Source organism: Microbacterium sp. CCH5-D1 (genome assembly GCF_001557335.1).
GTDB lineage: Bacteria > Actinomycetota > Actinomycetes > Actinomycetales > Microbacteriaceae > Microbacterium > Microbacterium oxydans.
On the sequence record NZ_LSJW01000038.1, the window covers coordinates 1 to 20,415 of the forward strand.

General features: G+C 68.1%; 19 protein-coding genes and 1 tRNA gene. 6 read left to right on the plus strand and 14 right to left on the minus strand.

The features are described from left to right. Nucleotides 1-326: 326 nt before the first annotated feature. Together AX744_RS02420 and AX744_RS02425 are read left to right on the plus strand one after the other, a co-directional pair. Nucleotides 327-2,042, plus strand: a complete 1,716-nt coding sequence (locus tag AX744_RS02420; protein ID WP_046747873.1) for an MDR family MFS transporter — start codon at nucleotides 327-329, stop codon at nucleotides 2,040-2,042. Beyond that, nucleotides 2,029-2,544: a MarR family winged helix-turn-helix transcriptional regulator gene (locus AX744_RS02425; protein WP_046747872.1), complete on the plus strand. Its 516-nt coding sequence runs from the start codon at nucleotides 2,029-2,031 to the stop codon at nucleotides 2,542-2,544. Before AX744_RS02420 ends, AX744_RS02425 begins: the two co-directional genes overlap by 14 nt. Here AX744_RS02425 and AX744_RS02430 read toward each other — a convergent pair. Continuing rightward, nucleotides 2,483-3,427 carry a LysR family transcriptional regulator ArgP gene (locus tag AX744_RS02430; protein WP_061015296.1) on the minus strand — a complete coding sequence of 315 codons (945 nt, stop codon included), beginning with the start codon at nucleotides 3,425-3,427 and terminating at the stop codon, nucleotides 2,483-2,485. The two genes, AX744_RS02425 and AX744_RS02430, sit on opposite strands and share 62 nt — an antisense overlap. Nucleotides 3,428-3,497: 70 nt before the next feature. Here AX744_RS02430 and lysE point away from each other — a divergent pair, with 70 nt between their 5' ends. Then, nucleotides 3,498-4,160, plus strand: a complete 663-nt coding sequence (lysE, locus tag AX744_RS02435; protein WP_061015308.1) for an L-lysine exporter — start codon at nucleotides 3,498-3,500, stop codon at nucleotides 4,158-4,160. A gap of 4 nt (nucleotides 4,161-4,164) precedes the next feature. On the opposite strand, the gene AX744_RS02440 is transcribed toward lysE, so the two are convergent. The 9 genes from AX744_RS02440 to AX744_RS02480 all read right to left on the minus strand — a co-directional run bounded on the left by AX744_RS02440 (nucleotide 4,165) and on the right by AX744_RS02480 (nucleotide 9,945). Next, nucleotides 4,165-4,521 carry an iron chaperone gene (locus AX744_RS02440; RefSeq protein WP_061015297.1) on the minus strand — a complete coding sequence of 119 codons (357 nt, stop codon included), beginning with the start codon at nucleotides 4,519-4,521 and terminating at the stop codon, nucleotides 4,165-4,167. A gap of 125 nt (nucleotides 4,522-4,646) precedes the next feature. Next, nucleotides 4,647-5,450 carry an amino acid ABC transporter ATP-binding protein gene (locus tag AX744_RS02445; protein WP_061015298.1) on the minus strand — a complete coding sequence of 268 codons (804 nt, stop codon included), beginning with the start codon at nucleotides 5,448-5,450 and terminating at the stop codon, nucleotides 4,647-4,649. After that, entirely contained in the window at nucleotides 5,437-6,102 is a 666-nt protein-coding gene (locus tag AX744_RS02450; protein WP_046747867.1) for an amino acid ABC transporter permease, read from the minus strand. The genes AX744_RS02445 and AX744_RS02450 overlap by 14 nt, the downstream gene beginning before the upstream one ends. Nucleotides 6,103-6,105: 3 nt before the next feature. Then, complete coding sequence (locus AX744_RS02455; protein ID WP_061015299.1) at nucleotides 6,106-6,927, minus strand: amino acid ABC transporter substrate-binding protein; 822 nt, start codon at nucleotides 6,925-6,927, stop codon at nucleotides 6,106-6,108. Nucleotides 6,928-7,099: 172 nt separating this feature from the next. Next, nucleotides 7,100-7,789 carry a 50S ribosomal protein L1 gene (rplA, locus tag AX744_RS02460; RefSeq protein ID WP_046747865.1) on the minus strand — a complete coding sequence of 230 codons (690 nt, stop codon included), beginning with the start codon at nucleotides 7,787-7,789 and terminating at the stop codon, nucleotides 7,100-7,102. A gap of 11 nt (nucleotides 7,790-7,800) precedes the next feature. Then, nucleotides 7,801-8,232 carry a 50S ribosomal protein L11 gene (gene rplK, locus AX744_RS02465; RefSeq protein ID WP_046747864.1) on the minus strand — a complete coding sequence of 144 codons (432 nt, stop codon included), beginning with the start codon at nucleotides 8,230-8,232 and terminating at the stop codon, nucleotides 7,801-7,803. Between the two features lie 247 nt (nucleotides 8,233-8,479). After that, a complete protein-coding gene (gene nusG, locus AX744_RS02470) occupies nucleotides 8,480-9,517 on the minus strand; it encodes a transcription termination/antitermination protein NusG (RefSeq protein WP_046747863.1) in 1,038 nt (345 codons plus the stop codon). 42 nt (nucleotides 9,518-9,559) lie between these two features. After that, nucleotides 9,560-9,832, minus strand: a complete 273-nt coding sequence (gene secE, locus AX744_RS02475; RefSeq protein WP_017201518.1) for a preprotein translocase subunit SecE — start codon at nucleotides 9,830-9,832, stop codon at nucleotides 9,560-9,562. 40 nt (nucleotides 9,833-9,872) lie between these two features. After that, nucleotides 9,873-9,945 (minus strand) — tRNA-Trp (locus AX744_RS02480). A 195-nt stretch (nucleotides 9,946-10,140) separates the two neighbouring features. Between AX744_RS02480 and AX744_RS02485 the strand changes: the two genes are divergently transcribed. Then, nucleotides 10,141-11,964: an HSP90 family protein gene (locus AX744_RS02485; protein WP_197429144.1), complete on the plus strand. Its 1,824-nt coding sequence runs from the start codon at nucleotides 10,141-10,143 to the stop codon at nucleotides 11,962-11,964. A 21-nt stretch (nucleotides 11,965-11,985) separates the two neighbouring features. After that, entirely contained in the window at nucleotides 11,986-14,784 is a 2,799-nt protein-coding gene (locus AX744_RS02490) for a hypothetical protein (RefSeq protein ID WP_061015301.1), read from the plus strand. Nucleotides 14,785-14,810: 26 nt separating this feature from the next. Here the strand turns inward: AX744_RS02490 and poxB are convergent, their stop codons facing one another. Next, nucleotides 14,811-16,535, minus strand: coding sequence for a ubiquinone-dependent pyruvate dehydrogenase (gene poxB, locus AX744_RS02495; protein ID WP_046747860.1), 1,725 nt, complete (start codon nucleotides 16,533-16,535; stop codon nucleotides 14,811-14,813). A gap of 176 nt (nucleotides 16,536-16,711) precedes the next feature. Here poxB and AX744_RS20495 point away from each other — a divergent pair, with 176 nt between their 5' ends. After that, nucleotides 16,712-16,882: a hypothetical protein gene (locus AX744_RS20495; RefSeq protein ID WP_197429145.1), complete on the plus strand. Its 171-nt coding sequence runs from the start codon at nucleotides 16,712-16,714 to the stop codon at nucleotides 16,880-16,882. Between the two features lie 37 nt (nucleotides 16,883-16,919). On the opposite strand, the gene AX744_RS02500 is transcribed toward AX744_RS20495, so the two are convergent. The 3 genes from AX744_RS02500 to AX744_RS02510 form a co-directional block, all read right to left on the minus strand. Next, nucleotides 16,920-17,357, minus strand: a complete 438-nt coding sequence (locus tag AX744_RS02500) for a pyridoxamine 5'-phosphate oxidase family protein (RefSeq protein WP_058632129.1) — start codon at nucleotides 17,355-17,357, stop codon at nucleotides 16,920-16,922. Nucleotides 17,358-17,469: 112 nt separating this feature from the next. Beyond that, nucleotides 17,470-18,834 (minus strand): NAD-dependent succinate-semialdehyde dehydrogenase, encoded by a 1,365-nt coding sequence (locus AX744_RS02505; protein WP_058632128.1) that lies wholly within the window; start codon nucleotides 18,832-18,834, stop codon nucleotides 17,470-17,472. Between the two features lie 100 nt (nucleotides 18,835-18,934). Then, entirely contained in the window at nucleotides 18,935-20,401 is a 1,467-nt protein-coding gene (locus tag AX744_RS02510; RefSeq protein WP_061015302.1) for an NAD-dependent succinate-semialdehyde dehydrogenase, read from the minus strand. Nucleotides 20,402-20,415 lie beyond the last annotated feature (14 nt).

Here is a 20,415-nt window from a genome sequence, read left to right on the forward strand (position 1 = left end):
CCCGCCAGTACCGCGAGGACCTTGCGCTGGGTTGCCTTGGTTGCCATGTCGTTTCCCCCTCAGGAACTTCGAGAACCGCGTGAATGCCTCTGTTCCGGTCCCCCTCAACGACCCCGCATCCGCGCGTTTGCGCCATCCTCTCCCCGCCCCATCCGCAGAACAAGGCGATTTCGCGCAGGAGATTCGCTCATCCCGCGCAGAGTGGAGAGACCTCCGCTAATCGTTGATCTATATCAACGACCAGCGTATAGTTGACGCAGTTCAACCATCTCGCGCGCGCCAGAGCGGTCGCAGCATCCCCTCCTTCTCTCTGCGAAAGGTCAGGCATGACCCCGGATTCTCCTGTCAAGATGACGCATCGCCAGGTGCTCGAAGCCCTCACCGGCCTCCTGCTCGGCATGTTCGTCTCGATGATCGCCACCACGGTGGTCTCCACCTCCATGCCGGTCATCGTGCACGACCTCGGCGGCGACCAGGCCGCCTACACATGGGTCATCACCGCGACGCTGCTCACCACCGCCATCTCGACGCCCATCTGGGGCAAGCTCGCGGATCTCTTCAACCGCAAGCTGCTGATCCAGATCGCCATCGTCGTCTTCGTCGGCGCGACGGCTGCCGCCGGCTTCGCGCAGGACACCAACACGCTCATCGCGTTCCGTGCCATCCAGGGCATCGGCGGCGGCGGACTCGCGGCCCTCAGCCAGGTGATCATGGCCGACATCATCAGCCCCCGCGAGCGCGGCCGGTACATGGGCCTGTTCGGCGCCGTGATGGCCGTCGCGACGGTGGGCGGCCCGCTGCTCGGCGGATGGATCACCGATGTCGCGAACTGGCGATGGAACTTCTTCGTCGCCCTGCCTTTCGCGGTCGCCGCCCTCATCATCCTGCAGAAGACGCTCCATATCAGCACCGAACGCACCCGCAAGGTCTCGATCGACTACGTCGGCATCGTGCTGCTCTCCGCGGCCGTCTCACTGATCCTCATCTGGATCACCAACGCGGGATCGACCTTCGACTGGTGGAGCACGGAGACCGTGCTCATGGTCGGCGGAGCGATCGTCTCGGCCATCGCCTTCATCATCGTGGAACTCCGGGTGCGAGAGCCGCTGATCCCGCTCACGCTCTTCCGCGGTCGCACCTTCACCCTCTCGGTGCTCGCGTCGATCTCGATCGGCGTCGCGATGTTCGGCACCTCGGTGTACCTCGCGCAGTACATGCAGCTGTCCCGCGGCGCCACGCCGACCGAGGCCGGGCTCATGACCCTCCCGATGATGGCAGGGCTCCTGATCGCCTCGATGGTCATCGGCCAGCTCGTCACGCGGTTCGGCAGGTGGAAGGGCTACCTGATCCTGGGCTCCGTGCTGCTGATCGCCGGATCGGTGATGCTGTCGACCCTGCACTACGACACGAACTTCGTCCTCGTCTCGATCTACATGTTCGTGATGGGCGCCGGCGTCGGCATGACGATGCAGAACCTCGTGCTCATCGTGCAGAACGTCGCCAAGCCCAGCGAGATGGGCGTCGCGAGCTCCGGTGTGACCTTCTTCCGCAGCCTCGGCGGCACGATCGGCGTCTCGGTGATGGGTGCCGTGCTCGCGAACAGCCTCACCGGTCTGTTCAGCGACGGCAAGGAGCGCATCGGAGCAGCGATCGCTCAACTGGGTGACAAGGGTGCGGAGGTCGCAGCCCAGCTGTCCAGCGGAACACTGCCGGAGGTGCGCCTGCTCCCCGAACCGGTGCGCTCGATCATCGAGGATTTCTACGCGCAGGCGATCTCGCACGCGTTCCTGATCGGCATCCCGCTCGCCGTGATCAGCCTTGTGGCGATCCTGTTCCTGCCGAACCGCCCGCTGACCACGATGACGACGACCGAGCGCGCCCACGCGGATGCCGCGAAGGAGGACGACGGCCGTGCGGCAGAGGCATCCGACGTCGCGATCGCCGACGCGGAGGCACTCTCAGGCGCTCCGACGACCGGCGCGGTGGGCGTCATCCATCGCGCCGACGACCATGGAGACGCCTCGTCCGATGTCCGACGCTGACGACACCCCCGGCACCGCCCACACCGCGGACGACGCCGACACCCCGGAGGCGCGGGCCGAAGCGGTCCGCGCCCTCGAGGCGGAGTTCGGTGAGCTGATCACGCACTTCCGCCGCGTGATCACCGAGAACGCGAACCGTGTGAGTCCTGGGCTGCTGCCAGGCGCCTACAAGATCTTCACCACGATCGCACGGTGCGAACAGGTGACCGTGTCCGCACTGTCCGAGCGGATGCTCATGGACAAGGGGCAGGTGAGTCGGACGGTGCGTGAGCTGGAGGACCTCGGTCTCATCGAACGCACGGCCGACCCCGCCGACGGACGCTCCTCCCTGCTCGAGCTCACGCCGCTCGGCACGGAGAGGCTGTCCGCAGCCCGACTTCCGCAGGAGGGCATGCTGCTGCGCACGCTCCAGGAGTGGAGCCTCGCGGACATCGGGAACCTCACCCGGCTGCTGCACGCCCTCGGGGCCGGGGTGACGCCGCGGACGAGCGCGGCCGACTGAGCGAAGGAGCCCCGAGCACCCGTCGAGCCTCGTCCGCGACCTCAGCGGCGATCGTGTCGAGCAGCTCCGATCGCAGGTTCCACTGCTGCCAGTAGAGCTGCACCCGAAGCACGGGGCCGCCCAGGGGCACGAGTCCACCCGAATCCTGCAGCACCGGCACCATGCCCCACCCGAGCCCCAGAGCGACCGCCAGCGCGTAGTCGTGTGACGCCGGAACGTAATGACGCGGGACGCCCGCCTGCTCGACCGACATCGCCCTGAGCCATTCATGTTGCAGGGTGTCCCTGCGGTCGAAGTCGACGAACGGCGCTCCGGCCAGCGCCGACGAGGTCGCCCCGTCGGGGAACCAGCGAGCGGCGAACTCCCGCTCGGCCATCGCGCGATACTCGAGCACCCCGAGCGGTGACACGGAGCAACCGGTGACGGGGATCTCCTCGCTCGTGACGGCCGCCATCACCGCGCCCGATTCGAGCAGGCGGGCCGTGAAGTTCTGATCGTCGCGATGCAGGTCGAAGTCGATGTCGTGCCGTGCGGAGAGTCGCGCGAGCGGGGCCAGGAACCACGTCGCCATCGAGTCGGCGTTCACCGCGAGAGGCACCGTGATGCGTGGAGAGCCGTCCGGGTCGTCGATGCCCACCCCCGCGAGCGCGTCATGCTCCAGCAGGGAGATCTGTCTGGCCAGACGGACGACGGCCTCCCCCGCCTCGGTCAGGCGTGCGGGCTTGGTGCGCACCACCAGGATGCGGCCGAGCTGCTGCTCGAGGGTCTTCAAACGCTGGCTCACCGCGGACGGCGTGATCTGCAGACGCCTCGAAGCCGCGTCCAGCGTTCCCTCATCGACGATCGCGGCGAGGGTGTTCGCGAGTTCCGGGTCGATACGCACATAAGCCAGGCTAATGGTTCCGTAGGAATCTTCGCTTCTCTTCATGTGGGTCCGTTCCTACGCTGGACACATGCTCACGATTCTCGCCGGCCTCGGACTCGGCCTCTCCCTCATCGTCGCCATCGGCGCGCAGAACGTGTTCGTGCTGCGTCAGGGAATCCGTCGCGAGCACGTCCTGGCCGTGGTGATCATCTGCGCGCTCTCCGATGCAGCGCTGATCGCCGCGGGGGTCGCCGGCCTCGGCTTCGTGATCTCCGCAGCACCCTGGCTGGTCGTGGTCGCCCGATGGGCGGGCGCGCTGTTCCTGCTCACCTACGGAGTACTCGCCGCGCGGAGGGCCTGGCGGGGCGGCGAGGAGCTCGACGTCGACGCGGCGGACTCCGCGTCACTCCGCGCCCCGACCGCGGGAGGCACGACGCCCACGATGACCCGCACGCGGCTGGCACCGGTCATCCTGACCACCCTCGCGCTCACCTGGCTCAATCCGCACGTGTACCTCGACACGGTGCTGATGCTCGGTTCGATCGCGGCCACCCACGGTGATCAGCGCTGGCTCTTCGCCGTCGGGGCGATGGCCGCGAGCCTGCTGTGGTTCACCGCGTTGGGCTTCGGGGCGCGCTATCTCGGACGATGGCTGCGCACCCCACGGTCGTGGCGCATCCTCGACGCCCTGATCGCCGTCGTCATGATCTCGATCGCGATCAGTCTCGTCCTCCCCGTGCTGGGAGCGTGACGGATCAGGAGGCGTCGATCTGAGCGAGACGCGCGCGGACGAGAGTCTCCAGCACTTCGGTCGGGATCGGATGCTCTGGCTGGAACCGGATGGTGCCCTTGTCGACGCTGGCTCCGGGGTGGTTCCCGAGCGCGTCGGCGACGGCCGCCACAGCATCGGGACTGAACGGGTAGACGCCGATGTGCTTCTTGGCCCGCATCACGGAGAGCAGCGGCTTGCCGTGGTGCACGAGCGCCGGCATCCCGTAGCCCTTGCCCTGCTCCGCATCCGGCACCTCCGTGCGCGCGACCGCGTAGACACGATCGATCGCGGCCCGATCGGCCGGTGCGAGGTCCGCGAGATAGTCGTCGATGGTGCCCACGAGGGCATCCTCTCACCGATCCACCTCAGAGGCGAGGGTCACGCGGGCTCAGCGCCTCTGCTCAGGCACCGTGGAGTTCAGGCACCGTGGAGTTCAGGCACCGTGGAGTTCAGGCACCATGGAGTTCAGGCACCGTCGAGAGGACGCATGATGCGGGTGAGGAACCGCTGCGTGCGCTCGTGCGTGGGTGCGCTGAAGAGCTGGGCAGGTGGGCCCTGTTCGACGACGACGCCGCCGTCCATGAACAGTACGTGATCCGCGGCTTCCCGCGCGAAGCTGAGCTCGTGCGTGACCACGGCCATGGTCCAGTTCTCGTCGGCCAGCTCCTTGATGACGAGCAGCACCTCCCCCACCAGCTCGGGATCCAGCGCGCTCGTCGGCTCGTCGAACAGCAGCAGGTCGGGCTTGAGCGCGAGCGCCCGCACGATCCCGACGCGCTGCTGCTGTCCTCCGGAGAGCTGATGCGGCCGGGCGTCAGACTTGTCGGCCAGACCCACGCGATCGAGGAGGACGAGCGCCTCGGCGACGACCTCGGCTTTCGGTCGACCCTGCACGCGCCACGGACCCTCGATGACGTTCTCGAGGACAGTGAGGTGCGGGAACAGGTTGTGGTGCTGGAACACCATCGCCGACCGGTCGCGCAGGGCGAGCCGCTTCTGCTTCTGCACCCGGGGCGACGGCTTCACCGCGGGGGCGAAGTCGATCTCGGGCCCGCCATCGACCACGATCGTGCCGGCGTCAGGCGTCTCGAGACCGTTGAGGGCGCGCAGCACCGTGGTCTTGCCGGAACCGCTGGGGCCGATGAGCACGACGACCTCTCCGCGGTGCAGGGTCAGGTCGATCCCCCGGAGCACCTCGTTGTCGCCGAAGCTCTTGCGCAGGCCGCGGGCGGTGAGGAGTGCGTCCGAAGTGTTGTCAGTGCGCGACACGGCTGTCGAGCCTCCTCTCGAGAGCGCTCTGGCCGAACGACAGCACCAGGCAGAACACCCAGTAGACCAGCGCCGCGGCGAGGTAGAGCACCATGAACTCGTAGGTCGTCGAGGCGATCTGCTGGGCCACCTTGAACAGCTCGGTCACGAGGATCAGCGACGCCAGCGAGGTGTCCTTCACGAGCGAGATGAACGTGTTCGACAGCGGCGGCACCGACACCCGTGCCGCCTGCGGCAGGATGATGCGCGTGAGCGTTCGCGTGCGGTTCATGCCCACCGTGTACGCCGCCTCCCACTGTCCCTGCGGGACGGAGAGGATGGCCGCACGCACCACCTCGGCGCCGTAGCCGCCGACGTTGAGTGACAGCGCAATGATCGCGCTCGGCCACGGGTCGATCGTGATCCCGATCGACGGCATGCCGTAGAAGATCACGAAAAGCTGCACCAGCAGCGGCGTCCCGCGGATCACCGAGATGTAGAACCGCGCGATGCCCGAGAGGATCGGGTTCACCGAGATCCTCATCAGCGCGATGCCGATGGCGATGATCAGCCCCAGGGAGAACGACGCCAGCGCGAGCGGCACCGTCGCTGTCAGACCCGCCCAGGCGATCGGCCCGAGCGAGTCGAGGAACAGCTGCCAGGGACTCTCCATCGATTACTGGGAGACGTCTTCGCCGAAGTACTTCTTGCTGATCTCCGCCAGGGTGCCGTCAGCGCGGAGTTCGTCGAGCGCTCCGTCGACGGCCGTGACGAGAGCTTCCTTGTCCTTGGTGAACGCGAACGCCGACTTGCCCGCCTCATCGGTCTCGGCCGCGATCTTCAGTCCGGTCGGGCTGTTGGTGGTCTCGTAGTCGAGGAAGGTGAGCTTGTCGTTGATGGTCGCGTCGACGCGGCCCTGGCGGAGCAACTCGACCGCCTGGGCCCACCCCTCGACACCCTCGACCTTGGCGCCGGACTCGGTGGCGAGGTCGTTCCAGTTGCTGGTGAGGGACTGCGCGGTGGTCTTGCCCTTGAGATCGGCGAAGGACGAGATCGAGTCGTCGTCCTCGGCCACGACGATCACGCCCGGAGAGACGGTGTACGGGGTGCTGAAGAGGTACTTGGCCTCACGCTCGTCGTTGATCGTGACCTGGTTGGCGATCACGTCGAACCGACCGGCGTCGAGCCCCGCGAAGATCGCATCCCACTGGGTCTCCTCGAACTTCACGTCGAGGCCGAGCTTGTCTGCGACGGCCTCGATGATCTCCACGTCGTAGCCGGTCAGGTCGCCCGCTCCGTTGTCGCCGTGGAAACTGAAGGGACGATACGTGCCCTCCGTACCGACGGTGAGGACGCCGTCCTTCGCGAGGCCGTACTCCGAGCTCGCGGAGCTCTCACCGGAGCCCGAGGTGCTCGCGGGAGTGCTGGACCCGCTGCAGGCGGTCAGGACCGCGGCGGCGGCGACGAGTGCGGTGACGGCGATGAGACGACGGGACATGAACCCTCCTGGGGTGTGAAGCGCGGTGCGAGTTTACGCGACCGTCACGGGAACTCCCCCACAGTACGTGGCGCATGTCGGTTCCCCGCATCCGATGACGTTGCGTTTCGCGGTTCCGACGGGACGCAGAAACGCCCCCGGGCGGACCCGGGGGCGTTTCAGAGAGCCAGACTCAGATGGCGTTGACGTCCAGCGGGATGCCGGGGCCGAACGTGGTCGACACCGCACCCTTCTGGATGTAACGGCCCTTCGAGCTCGACGGCTTGAGGCGGACGATCTCCTCGAGCGCTGCGCCGATGTTCTCGTCGAGCTGCTCGGCGGTGAAGGAGGCCTTGCCGACGACGAAGTGCACGTTGGCGTGCTTGTCGACGCGGAACTCGATCTTTCCGCCCTTGATCTCCTCGACGGCCTTGGCCGGGTTCGGGGTCACGGTGCCGGTCTTCGGGTTCGGCATCAGACCACGGGGTCCGAGCACCTTTCCGAGACGACCGACCTGGCCCATGAGCTCCGGGGTGGAGACGGCGGCGTCGAAGTTGGTCCAACCGTCGGCGACCTTCTGGATGAGCTCGGCGCCGCCGACCTCATCTGCACCTGCGGCGATCGCTGCCTCGGCTGCGGGGCCGGTGGCGAACACGATGACGCGGGCGGTCTTACCGGTGCCGTGGGGCAGGATGACGGTGCCGCGCACCATCTGGTCCGCCTTGCGGGGGTCGACGGCGAGCTTCAGCGCGACCTCGACGGTCGAGTCGAACTTCGACGAGCCGGTCTCCTTCGCGAGGGCGACGGCCTCGGTCGGGGTGTAGAAACGGTCTGCCTCGATCTTCTCGGCGGCAGCCTTGTAAGCCTTGGACTTGGTAGCCATGATTATTCTCCTCAGCCCTCGACCGTGATGCCCATGGAACGGGCGGTGCCGGCGATGATCTTCGAGGCGGCCTCGATGTCGTTCGCGTTCAGGTCGGCCTGCTTCTGCTCGGCGATCTGACGGACCTGGTCCTTGGTGATCTTCGCGACCTTGACGGTGTGCGGGGTTGCAGAGCCCTTGGGGACGCCTGCGGCCTTCTTGATGAGCTCCGCCGCGGGCGGGGTCTTCAGGACGAAGGTGAAGCTGCGGTCCTCGTAGACGGTGATCTCGACGGGGATGACGTTGCCGCGCTGCGACTCGGTCGCGGCGTTGTACGCCTTGCAGAACTCCATGATGTTGACGCCATGCTGACCGAGCGCGGGGCCGATCGGCGGCGCCGGGTTGGCTGCACCGGCGTTGATCTGAAGCTTGATCAGGCCGGTCACCTTCTTCTTCGGTGCCATTCTCTTTCCTTTCATCGAATCGGATACCGGAGCATCCGCTTCTCCCACGGATCCGGCGTTTCCGGAACGTGGTCGTCTGCGCGCCCTTCGACAAGCTCAGGGACCCATGCGGGCTGTCGCACAAACCACACAAGTCTACCTGATCCGGAGCGCAGCGACGGACGTCACCGGATCCCCCCTGCCCCGGGCGGATGCACCAACGCAGAACGGCCGCCCCGAATGGGACGGCCGTTCTCGCTGACGGGTGTCAGATCATCTTGGTGACCTGGTCGAACGACAGCTCGACCGGGGTCTCGCGCTCGAAGAGGGAGACGAGCACCGTGAGCTTGCCGCTCTCGGGCTTGATCTCGCTGATCGAACCGGGAAGACCCGCGAACGAGCCCTCCTTGATCGTGATGGTCTCGCCGACCTCGAAGTCGACCTCTGCGGGCAGCGGACGAGCGACGGCGACGCCGCCCTTCGACGCGATGTTCTTGGCGGTCGGCACGTCCTTGACCTCGACGAGCGACTTCAGCATGTTGAAGGCCTCCTCGAAGCGCAGCGGCGTCGGGTTGTGGGCGTTGCCCACGAAGCCGGTCACACCGGGCGTGTGGCGGACGACGGACCAGGTGTCCTCCGTGAGCTCCATGCGCACCAGCACGTAGCCGGGGATGCGCACGCGGGTGACCATCTTGCGCTGGCCGTTCTTGATCTCGACCACGTCTTCCATCGGGACCTCGACCTGGTAGATCTCGTCCTCGACCTCGAGCGTCGACTTGCGCTGCTCGATGTTGGCCTTGACCTTGCGCTCGAAACCGGCGTAGGAGTGGATGACGTACCACTTGCCCGGGAGCATGCGGAGGTCCATGCGGAAGGCCTCGTACGGGTCCTCCTCCGCGTCGTCCTCGGACTCGGCGTCCTCGCCCGCTGGACGGTCGTCTTCACCGTTCACGTCGGGGCCGTCGTACGGGGTGACCTCGTCGGCCGCCTCCGCCTCCTGCTCGGCGACCTCTTCGGCCACGGATTCGTTGAGAACCTCGGCGGCGGCCTCGGACTCAGCCGCTTCGTCCAGGTTGAGAGCGTCGTTCACGATGGCGTCCGCCTCCGGGTCGTCGATGTCGATGTCGGTGTCAACCACGTCATCCTCTTCGCCGTCCTCGTCTTCGACGTGGACGGCGACGTGCTCAGCCGAGGTGACCGAGAGCTCTTCCTGAGCGAGCACGTTGCCCTCCTGGGCCTCGTCTTCCTCGCTGGACTGCTCGGCGGCGGTCGCCCAGTCGGCGTCGTCGGAATATCGTTCAGACACTTTGCTTCTTCTCCATAGCTGCGGCGCGAGCCGCGGGGGTCATCAGCCAGGGATTCCGAACACCCAGTGCGTCACGAACGCGAACAGCGTGTCCAAGCCGTAGACGATGCCCATGACGATGATCACGAAGACGAGCACCACCCCGGTGAACTTGAACAGCTCCTTGCGAGTCGGGGTGACGACCTTGCGGAGCTCGGCGATGACCTGGCGGATGAACAGGGCGATGCTCCCGAAGAACCGGGAGAAGGGGTTGCCCTTCTTCTCGCGGGTGGCGCCGGCCGCGACGACCTCGCCGCGCGGTTCGTCCTGATCCATCCTGAATGTACCTTTCGTGTGTCAGCGTTGCGCTGACGCGCAGGGCGGACAGGAATCGAACCTGCAACCTGCGGTTTTGGAGACCGCTGCTCTGCCAATTGAGCTACCGCCCTAGAGACCGGAAGGCCTCGGGGTGCTCTCCCCACCCTGCCACCGCGACTGCGACCCGGAGACCCCAGGCACGGCGAAAGAATGCAGAGAACAACTGCCCCACAAGCATACGGCATCGATGCGGCGGCGCCGAACCGGGATCGCGATGGCGTGTTCTTGTTAGGCTCGGCGAGCGTATGCAGGAGGAGGGAGCGCCGGTGAGCGCTGAAGTGCAGCAGTTCCAGGTGGATCTGCGCGGAGTCGTCGATCTGCTCAGTCGGCACATCTACTCCAGTCCTCGCGTGTACCTGCGGGAGCTGTTGCAGAACGCCCGCGATGCGATCACCGCCCGCCAGGAGGTCGACGGCGGCGGCGGGCGCATCCGGATCACTCCGCTGACCGCGGAGAACGGCGAGTTCGTGCTGCGCGACGACGGGGTGGGGTTGACGTCCGCCGAGGTCGCCGACCTGCTGGCGACCGTCGGACGCAGCTCCAAGCGCGACATCTTCGACCTCCCGCGCAGCGACTATCTCGGCCAATTCGGCATCGGTCTGCTGAGCTGCTTCATGGTCGCCGACACGATCGTCATCCGCTCCCGCAGCGCCCGCGGCGGCGCTTCGGTCGAGTGGACGGGGAGCGCGGACGGCACGTTCCAGGTGACGGAGATCGACGAGGAGCTGCCGATCGGGACCAGCGTGCATCTCGTCCCGCGGTTCGACGCCGACGAGCTGCTGCGTCCCGCAGCCGTGCGCGAGCTGGCCACGACGTTCGGCGAGTTCCTCCCCGTGCGCGTCACGATCGACACCGCGGCCGGCGATGTCGACATCACCAGGGACGCCCCGTTCCTGCACGCCGCACAGCACCCCGAGGCCGCCGTCGACTTCGGTCGCGACCTTCTCGGTGCGAGTCCGCTCGACGTCATCGAGCTCAGCGAGCCGGCGACGGGCACCCGGGGCCTCGCCTACGTGCTGCCGTTCGCCCCGCCGCCCGGCGCACGCCAGGCGACCCGCATGTACCTCGGCCGGATGCTGCTCTCCGAACGCGTCGACGACGTGCTCCCCGACTGGGCCTTCTTCGTGCGGGCCGTGGTCGACTCCACCGGACTCGCCCCGACCGCGAGCAGGGAATCGCTCGTCGAGGACGCCGCCCTCGAGCGCGTGCGCGAGCAGCTGGGCGCCGGGATCCGCCGCTGGGTGCTGGAGCTGGGGCTGCGCGAACCGCACCGTCTCGCCCAGTTCGTCGCCGTGCACGAGGTCGGGCTCAAGTCGCTGGTGCGCCACGACGAAGAGCTCTCCCACTTCATCTCGCGCTGGCTGACCGTCGAGACAACGCACGGCGCCATGCGCATCGGCGACCTCGTCGAGCGATACCCGCACATCAGGTACGCGCAGACAGTGGACGAGTTCCGGCAGGTGGCAGGCATCTCTCCCGCAGACGAGGTGCTCGTCAACGGCGGCTACCTCTACGATTCCGACCTCATCCGGATGCTGCCGGACCTGTACCCCCACGTCACCGTCGAGCAGGTGGACGTCACGGGCGAACTCGACCGGCTCAACCCGCCGCCCCTCGACGACCGCGACTCCGCGGTGGCCCTGGAAGCCCGTGCCGGTGCGGTGCTCGCGGCGTCCGACTGCTCCGTTGTCGTGCGATCCATCGATCGCCCCGACCTCGCCGCCCTCTACGTGGCCGACCCCGAGGTGCTCAGGGCGATCGACCGCGGCCGCACCAAGGGCATCACCGGATCGCTCTGGGGTGGCGTGCTCGACCGCATCGACCAGACCCTGTCCTCCGCCAGGGAGGAGGATCTGCGCGCCCGACTGTGCCTGAACTGGTCGAACAGGGTGGTGCGCGCCCTGGTGAGGGTGCAGGATGAGGCGGTCTTCGCCCGAACCGTGCAGCTGCTCTACATCCAGGCTCTCCTGGCCGGGCATCACCCGCTCGCCGACGCCGACCGGGCGCTGATGACCAGCGCCCTCTCCGACCTCGTCTCGCTCTCGGCCGGTCTGGAGGGAGACACCCTTCCCTTCGGCGACGCCCGCTGACCCTCCCGAAAGGTTCTGTCCATGGCACGTCCGAAGAAGCGCTTCCAGCAGCTGATCGAGGAGATCGATCGCACTCCCTGGGGTCCCGCAGAGCAGGCCCTGGTCTCCGAGGCAGTGGCCCTCGCGGTGGAGATCGGCGACGAGCGGCTCGAGTACGAGGCCAGGATGCGCCAGACGGCCTCGGCGAACATGAACGGTGCGACCGACGTCATGCTGAACTCGTTCGCGTGGTGCCTCGCTCATCACGACGCGGACCCGCAGCGCTTCCCCGCCGACCTCGACAACGGCGGCGCCGATCTGATGTGGCAGTTCAAGTGGATGGCCTCGTCGCTGAGGTCCTCTCCGGCTTTCTCCCAGGAGCAGATCGCCGCCGTCCTCGACGACATGGAGTCTCACTACCGTGCCGCAGGTCTCGGCGTCAGCGGGGTGCTCACGGCTCGTTTCGAAGACGCCTGGGATGCCGGACGCATGGACGAGGCCGAGGCGCTCCGCGTGCAGCTCGAGGCCACGCCGCGCGACGACCACAGCCACTGCGACGCGTGCGGACGCAGCCAGTTCGCCGGATTCTTCGCCGACACCGATCGCGACGCCGAGGCGATCGTGTTGGTCGAGGAGATGATCGAAGGCGGCTTCTCCTGCGGCGAAGAGCCGGAGCACGCTCTGTCCCGCGTGCTGCTCCCCTATCTGCGCGCCGGACGTCTCGAGGAGGCGAAGACAGCCCACCTGCGCAGCTACCGCCTCGCCAAGGACAACCCGGACAACCTGCGCATCGTCGCCAACAACATCGTGTTCGCAGCCGTCACCGGGAACGAGGCGCGTGCTCTCGCCCTGGTCGAGAAGCACATCTCCTGGCTCGCGCACGACGGCCTGAACGTCGACGCGCACTTCGCCGCCCTCGCCGCCCTCGCCGTGGCGCTCGACCGCGTCACGGCAGCCGGGCACGGCGACACCCCGGTGCGCGGAGCCGACTCCCCTGCGCTCGTGCCGTTCTTCGGCGAGCACGACGGCGCCTGGGGCGCGGCCGACCTGGCTGCCGCCTCGTGGGCCGCCGCCGAGCGGATCGGCCGAGGCTTCGACGAACGCGACGGTACCGAGGGCCACGCCCGCAGCCTGCAGCGGATGCGTGGACTCGCGAAGGAGAGCTACGACGTGCCGATCCGGTCCGACGCCTTCATCACCCCTGCTTCCACCACCGCCCCGGTCGACGCAGAGGGCTGGTTCGAGCGCGCCATGCAGCTCGCGCAGTTCGGCGCCGAGCACGAGACGCTCGAAGCCCTGCCCCGCGCCCTCGAAGTCGAAGATCCCGCCAAGCGCGCCCAGCTGCTGTCCATGCGGCTGGGGATCCTGGTCGCACTGGAGCGCGCGGACGAGGCCCTGCAGCTGCTGCCGGAGCGCATCGCCGCACTCCGCGCCGCTGGGCACGAGGCGCAGGCCGACCTCGAGGAGCGCATCGGACTCGCGACATTCGGCCTGAACACGCCGGAGACGACCGCCGCTCTGGAAGAGGAGATCGGCGCATCGGACGAGCTTCCCGCGTGGACGCGCGGTGACCTCGCGATCAGCCGCGCGGCCCTGCACCTGCAGTCCGGCGAGCCGGACGCCGCGCTGGACCACGCGGAGGTGGCCGCCCGGTCATTCGCCGAAGCGGACGACACCCGCCTGACGAACACCACGACGCTGGTGGCCATCTCGGCCGTGCTGAGCAAGGGCGATCTCGAAGCCGGCAGCGCGTTGCTGGACCGCTTCCTCGCCCAGGAGGACGTCAGCACGGGGCACCGGGCGCAGGCCCTGCAGACCCGCGCACGCGTGCGCGGTGGCACCAGCTCGTACGCCGAGGGGGCGGTCGACGCCGACGAGTCCTGCCGCCTGCTCGCCGAGCTGGGAGCGACCCGTGCACTCGGCGACGCCCATCTGCTCGCCGGCGCGCTCTGGGAGGACGCCGACGAGCCGGAGAAGGCCGTCTCGCGCTATCGCCTCGCCGCTCGCCTCGGCGGCGACGCGGGAGGCGACACGACCGGACTCGACTTCCGACTCGCCCGCGCCATGCTGCGGGTCGGTGATGCGGAGGAGGCCGCCGAGCTCTTCGGAGATGTGCTGCAGCGCGAGGAGGAGGCCGACGTCCCCGCCGGTTCTCGAGCGATGACCGCTTCGATGCTCGCCCGCGCATTGAGTGCGGCCGGGGAATTCGGCCAGTCGGTGGGCGCCCACGGCTACGCCTCCGAGCTGTTCGGGCAGGCCGAGGAGCACGCCGACCAGGCGATGGCGATGACCGAGCAGGCGAAGATCCTCGCGCGTTTCGACGAGCACGACGATGCGATCGCCCTGCTCGAATCCGCGGCCGAGACCGTCCGACGCGCGCCGGACGCCGTCGGAGCGCTCACCGAGGTGCTGCACAGCCTCGGGCAGGCCTACGGTGGGCGCGGCGACGAGCGGGCGTTCGCTCTCTTCGACGAGGTCGCCGCCCTCGCACAGCAGCACGACGCCGGGTGGCTGCTCGCCGATGTCACCGATTCACGGGCACGCGCTCTGGCTGAGCTCGGACGCATCGACGAGGCCGTGTCGGCCGCGCTCACCGCGGCCGACGGCTTCGCTGCACTGGGAGACCTGGGGGCGGCCGGAAGCTCCGAGCTGTTCGCCGCGCGGGTGCTCGCCGGCAACGACCGCTCAGCCGACGCCGTGCCGGTGTACCGCAGCGCGATCGATCACGCGGCCGGCCACCCGCCGCTGCTGCAGGTCGCGGCCCTCGAACTCGGCAACGTGTTCGAGGCGCTCGGGCGGCACGGCGAGGCCGCCGAGATCCGCGCCCACCTGGAGAGCTGAGCGTCGGATCCCGGCGTGGCGCCGGCTCAGAAGAGCTGGCGCCAGTTCGCCTTCGCGAGGTCGAGAAGCTCGTCCCCGCGTCCGGACATCACGGTGCGGATCGCATAGAGCGCGAAGCCCTTGACCTGCGCGGCCTCGATCGCCGGCGGCATGGACAACTCCTGCCGCTCTGTGACCACGTCGAGCAGGGCCGGACCGTCGTGAGCCAGCACCTCGCGCACGGCATCAGGGAGGTCTTCGCTGCGCTCCACCCGACGGGCGAAGATGCCCATGGCTTCGGCGATCGCGGCGAAGCTGGGGTTGTCCAGTCCTGTGCCGTAGGTGACGAAGCCGGCGGCCTTCATCTCGAGCTCGACGAAGTTCAGCGACGAGTTGTTGACCACGATCGTCTTCACCGGGAGCTTGTTCTGCGTCAGCGTGAGCAGCTCGCCGAGCATCATCGCCAATCCGCCATCGCCCGCGAGTGCGACGACCTGACGGTCGGGGTGGGCGACCTGCGCACCGATGCCGTGCATCAGCGCGTTCGCCATCGAGCCGTGGGTGAAGGAGCCGATCAGGCGCCGGTTCTCGGTCATCGAGAGATAGCGCGCCGCCCACACGGTCGGTGACCCGACATCGGCGGTGAAGATCGCGTCATCGGTCGCGTACTCGTCCAGGAGCCTGGCGAGGTACTGCGGATGGATGGGGCGCTTCCCCTTCGCCGGCACCGCCAGCTCGTCGAGCTTCTTGCGGGTCTTGCGGTAGTGCGCGATCGCGTCGTCGAGGTGACCGCGATCGTCCTTGCGCGCGATCCTCGGCAGCAGCGCCTCGGCCGTGGCCCGGACGTCGCCGACCAGTCCCAGATCGAGCGGATGCCGTTTGCCGAGCTGTGCGCCGCGAATGTCGACCTGGATCGTCTTCGCACCGTCAGGGTAGAACTGCTCGTACGGGAAGTCGCTGCCGAGCACCAGCAGCGCGTCGGCGGCCTCCATCGCGCGGTAGCCGGACGCGAAACCGAGCAGTCCCGTCATCCCGACGTCGAAGGGGTTGTCGTACTCGATGAACTCCTTGCCGCGAAGGGCGTGGACGATGGGAGCACCCAGCTTGTCGGCGAGCGCGATCACCTCGTCGTGGGCGCCTTCGACCCCGGCGCCGGCGAGGATCGTGACGTTCTTCGCCGCGTTCAGCAGCGTCGCCGCCTTCTCGAGCTCTGCGCCGTTGGGGACCACCACGGGGCGGGCGCGCTCGATCACGACGGCGCGGTCGTCGGCGATGTCGGCGAGGGCGACGTCACCGGGGATCACGAGGACGGCGACACCGCGCTCCTCGATCGCTGCGCGCATGGCGATCTCCATCAGGCGCGGCATCTGCTTCGGGTCGGCGACATACTCCACGTACACGCTGCACTCGCGGAAGAGCTCCTGCGGGTGCGTCTCCTGGAAGTACCCGGTGCCGATCTCGGTCGTGGGGATGTGCGCGGCGATCGCGAGCACGGGGACGCGGGAGCGGTTCGCGTCGTACAGGCCGTTGATGAGATGCAGGTTGCCCGGCCCGCAGGAGCCCGCGACCACGGCGAGCTCGCCCGTGGTGGCGGCATCGGCGGCGGCGGCGAAGGCGGCGGACTCCTCGTGCCGCACATGCACCCAGCGGATCGTGCCGTCCTTGCGGAGCGCGTCCGTGAAGCCGTTCAACGAGTCCCCGGGAATGCCGTAGACACGGTCGATCCCGTTGGCGTGCAGAGTCTTGACGATGTTCTCAGCGACGTTTGCCATGCTTCGACCCTACGCCCGGGGGCGGGCGCGAGGCTCGTCCGGACCCGTGACAGATGTCACCCGAAATGGCGACGTCTGGCACTGTCTCCACAACCGCACTCGATCTAGCCTCGGACCATCAGAAGAACCGGAGTGCTGTACCGATCCGGAGCAGTACGGCAAGGAGAGGAACTCCCATGAACGAATTCGCCATCGGGGACACCGTGCAGATCACTGGACCGACGATGACAGGCAATGTCGGGACGGTCGTCTCGATCGACGAGAAGCGGGGGAAGTTCCTCGTGCGGATCACCGATGTGTCCCAGAACTACTTCACCCCGACCGACCTGAAGCTCTTCTCGGCCTGACGGTTCTCGGCCTGACGGTTATCGGCCTGACGGTCAGTCAGTACTCCTGGGGCCCGTCGAGCTCCGGCTCGGCACTGCGACGGAAGGCCCGCCCCGAAACCGACGTCGGGGCGATGCGCACATAGACCCGTTTGAGGGTGGGGATCCATGGGCGGAGGCCGGCCGCATCCGCCCTGTGCACGTCGGCGTCCGACTCCAACGCACTCGCGTGGCCTCGCACGATCACGCTCCAGGCGTCCGTGTCGGTGTGGTCATCGACCTCGAACAGCACATCGGTGTTCACCGTGAGCTCGAACAGCTTGCTGCCGGGTGCGGTGCGGAACAGGATGCCGTCCCCGTCGACCACGAAGTTCACGGGGAAGATGTCGATCGTCTCCCCCACGTGGGTGACGAGCCGGCCGAGCTCCTGCGTGCGGAGCCGCTCCCAGCTCTGTTCGGTGGTCAGCGTCTCGATGGGATCGGTGTGCGCGCTCATGCGGCCATTGTCCCTCACCCGGTGTCCCCGCCGACAGGGCGTCCCGTCCCGCAACACGAGGCGGGCATGCGGACGGCCCCTCGCGCTCTGCGAGGGGCCGTCCGTCGCACGCTCAGCCGATGCGGATGAGCTTCTTGTTGACGAACTCGTCTGCGGCGAGGTGTCCCAGCTCACGGGCGGTGCCGCTGCGCTTGACGCCGCCGAAGGGCAGTTCGGGGCTGTCCGCCAGCACGAGGTTGACGTAGACCATGCCCGCCTCGATCTTGTCGGCGACGCGCTCGGCCTGCTCCGCATCCGTCGTGAAGACGTACGAGCCGAGCCCGAACGTGGTGTCGTTCGCGAGCTCGACCGCTGCGTCCTCATCCGCCACGCGGTAGACGACGGCTGCCGGTCCGAAGAGCTCCTCACGGTAGACGTTCATCTCCGGCGTCACGTCGGCCAGCACGGTCGGAGCGAAGAACGCACCGTCGCGGGTGCCACCCGTGAGCAGCGTGGCGCCCTGCTCGACGGCCTGATCGATCTGCTTCTGCAGGTTCTCCGCCGCGGTCTCGGACGACACCGGACCGAGCACCGTGTCGTCGCGCATGGGGTCGGTCGCCTCGACCGCGGCCATCGCCGCCGTGAACTTCTCCACGAACGCGTCGTAGAGACCGTCGACGACGATGAAGCGCTTGGCGCCGTTGCAGGCCTGGCCGTTGTTGTCCAGACGCGCATCGACGCCGGCCTGGACGGTGGCGTCGAGGTCGTCGGTCGACAGCACGATGAAGGGGTCGGAGCCGCCCAGCTCGAGCGCGACCTTCTTGAGGTTGCGGCCCGCGATCTCGGCGACCGCGGCGCCTGCGCGCTCGGAACCGGTGAGCGAGACGCCCTGCACGCGCGGATCGGCGATCATGGTCGCGATCTGCTCGTTCGTGGCGAGCACGTTCTGGTAGGCGCCCTTCGGGAAGCCGGCGTCGTGGTAGATCTTCTCGATCGCGGTCGACGACTCCGGGCACTGCGGTGCGGGCTTGAGCAGGATCGTGTTGCCCACGATGAGGTTGGGCGCGGCGAAGCGCACGATCTGGTACGCCGGGAAGTTCCACGGCATGATGCCGACGAGCGGACCGAGCGAGGAGCGGCGGATGATGGCCGACCCCTCCCCCAGGATCGCGATCGGCTGGTCGGCCATGATCGACTCCGCCTGGTCGGCGTAGTACTCGGCGATGTCCGCGGCGAAGTCGACCTCACCGAGCGCGGCCTCGCGGGGCTTGCCCATCTCGCGCACGAAGATGTCCGCGAGCTCCTCGCGGCGCTCGCGGTGCAGCTCGGCCGCACGGCGGACGAGGGCAGCGCGCTCTGCGACCGTCGACGAACGCGACCACCCGCGGTGGGCTTCGTCGGCCGCGGCCACGGCCTCTTCGATCTGAGCGTCGGTGAAGGTGTCGAAGGACGCCAGCGTCTCTCCGGTGGCGGGGTTGATGACGGCGTAGTCGGTCATGGGTTGTCCTCTCGTGTGCGGGTCCCTTCGACAGGCTCAGGGACCCAGGCCGTTCGGGTGGGGTGGGCCCTTCGACAAGCTCAGGGACCCACCCGGAAGGTCAGGAGACCGGGATCAGCGTGTACTTGGTGGACAGGTACTCGTGGATGCCCTCGAAGCCGCCCTCGCGTCCGACGCCGGACTGCTTGACGCCTCCGAAGGGTGCGGCCGCATTCGAGACCACTCCCACGTTGAGACCCATCATGCCGGTCTCGAGCCCGTCGATCATCCGCTGCCCGCGCTGCAGGTTCTCGGTGAACACGTACGACACGAGCCCGTACTCGGTGTCGTTCGCCAGGCGCACGGCCTCTTCCTCGGTCTCGAAGGTCGCGATCGCGAGCACCGGTCCGAAGATCTCCTCGCGGAGGATCGCGCTTCCGGCGACCACGTCGGTGAGCACGGTGGGCTCGTAGAACGTGCCGGTGCCCTCGACGGCCTTGCCGCCGGCGAGCAGGGTCGCACCGCGTTCGACCGCATCGTCCACGAGCTCGCCGGCCTTGGCCACGGCGTCCTCGTCGATGAGCGGTCCGATCGCCACGCCCTCTTCCGTGCCGCGGCCGATCTTCATGCCGTTGACGCGCTCGGTCACGCGCTTGGCGAATTCCCCGGCGACGTCCTTGTGCACGATGAAGCGGTTCGCGGCCGTGCAGGCCTGGCCGATGTTGCGGAACTTCGCGGCCAGCGCACCGTCCACGGCCTTGTCGAGGTCGGCGTCGTCGAACACCACGAACGGAGCGTTGCCGCCCAGTTCCATCGACACGCGCAGCACGCCTTCGGCCGCCTGGGCGATGAGCTTGCGGCCCACCTCGGTCGACCCGGTGAAGGAGAGCTTGCGCAGGCGCGGGTCGGCGATGATGGGCGCCGACAGCGCACTCGACTTCGACGTCTGCACGACGTTCACGACACCGGCGGGAAGGCCTGCCTGATCGAGCAGCGAGACGAAGTACATGGTCGTCAGGGGCGTGAGTGCCGGGGGCTTGATCACGACGGTGCAGCCCGCTGCGAGTGCGGGGGCGATCTTGCGGGTGGCCATGGCGAACGGGAAGTTCCACGGCGTCACGAAGAACGACGGTCCGACCGGGCGCTGCGATACGACCATGTGGCCGGTGCCCTCGGGGTTGATGCCGTAGCGACCGCTGATGCGCACGGCCTCCTCGCTGAACCAGCGCAGGAACTCCCCGCCGTAGCCGACCTCGCCGCGTGCTTCGGCGAGAGGCTTGCCCATCTCGAGCGTCATGAGAAGGGCCAGATCCTCCTTGTGCTCCTGCACGAGGTCGAAGGACTTGCGGAGGATCTCGCTGCGCACGCGCGGAGCCGTCGCGGCCCAGGCGTCCTGCGCGGCGACCGCGGCGTCGAGGGCGCGGATGCCGTCGCCGGGCGTCGCGTCGGCGATGGTGCGGATCACGGAACCGGTCGCGGGGTCCTTCACATCGAAGGTGCCTCCGGTCTCGCCGTCGATCCACTGGCCCCCGATGAAGAGTCCGGTGGGGATGCTGTCCAGGAGCGCCTGTTCGGTCTGAGTGCTCATGATTCTCTTTCTGT

What these genes read in the sequence shown, in the direction of transcription:
- AX744_RS02420 (WP_046747873.1), top strand. Translation starts at nt 327, where the DNA reads ATGACCCCGGATTCTCCTGTCAAGATGACGCATCGCCAGGTGCTCGAA.
- AX744_RS02425 (WP_046747872.1), top strand. Translation starts at nt 2,029, where the DNA reads ATGTCCGACGCTGACGACACCCCCGGCACCGCCCACACCGCGGACGAC.
- lysE (WP_061015308.1), top strand. Translation starts at nt 3,498, where the DNA reads ATGCTCACGATTCTCGCCGGCCTCGGACTCGGCCTCTCCCTCATCGTC.
- AX744_RS02450 (WP_046747867.1), bottom strand. Translation starts at nt 6,102, where the DNA reads ATGGAGAGTCCCTGGCAGCTGTTCCTCGACTCGCTCGGGCCGATCGCC.
- AX744_RS02455 (WP_061015299.1), bottom strand. Translation starts at nt 6,927, where the DNA reads ATGTCCCGTCGTCTCATCGCCGTCACCGCACTCGTCGCCGCCGCCGCG.
- rplA (WP_046747865.1), bottom strand. Translation starts at nt 7,789, where the DNA reads ATGGCTACCAAGTCCAAGGCTTACAAGGCTGCCGCCGAGAAGATCGAG.
- rplK (WP_046747864.1), bottom strand. Translation starts at nt 8,232, where the DNA reads ATGGCACCGAAGAAGAAGGTGACCGGCCTGATCAAGCTTCAGATCAAC.
- secE (WP_017201518.1), bottom strand. Translation starts at nt 9,832, where the DNA reads ATGGATCAGGACGAACCGCGCGGCGAGGTCGTCGCGGCCGGCGCCACC.
- AX744_RS02490 (WP_061015301.1), top strand. Translation starts at nt 11,986, where the DNA reads ATGGCACGTCCGAAGAAGCGCTTCCAGCAGCTGATCGAGGAGATCGAT.
- poxB (WP_046747860.1), bottom strand. Translation starts at nt 16,535, where the DNA reads ATGGCAAACGTCGCTGAGAACATCGTCAAGACTCTGCACGCCAACGGG.
- AX744_RS20495 (WP_197429145.1), top strand. Translation starts at nt 16,712, where the DNA reads ATGAACGAATTCGCCATCGGGGACACCGTGCAGATCACTGGACCGACG.
- AX744_RS02500 (WP_058632129.1), bottom strand. Translation starts at nt 17,357, where the DNA reads ATGAGCGCGCACACCGATCCCATCGAGACGCTGACCACCGAACAGAGC.
- AX744_RS02505 (WP_058632128.1), bottom strand. Translation starts at nt 18,834, where the DNA reads ATGACCGACTACGCCGTCATCAACCCCGCCACCGGAGAGACGCTGGCG.
- AX744_RS02510 (WP_061015302.1), bottom strand. Translation starts at nt 20,401, where the DNA reads ATGAGCACTCAGACCGAACAGGCGCTCCTGGACAGCATCCCCACCGGA.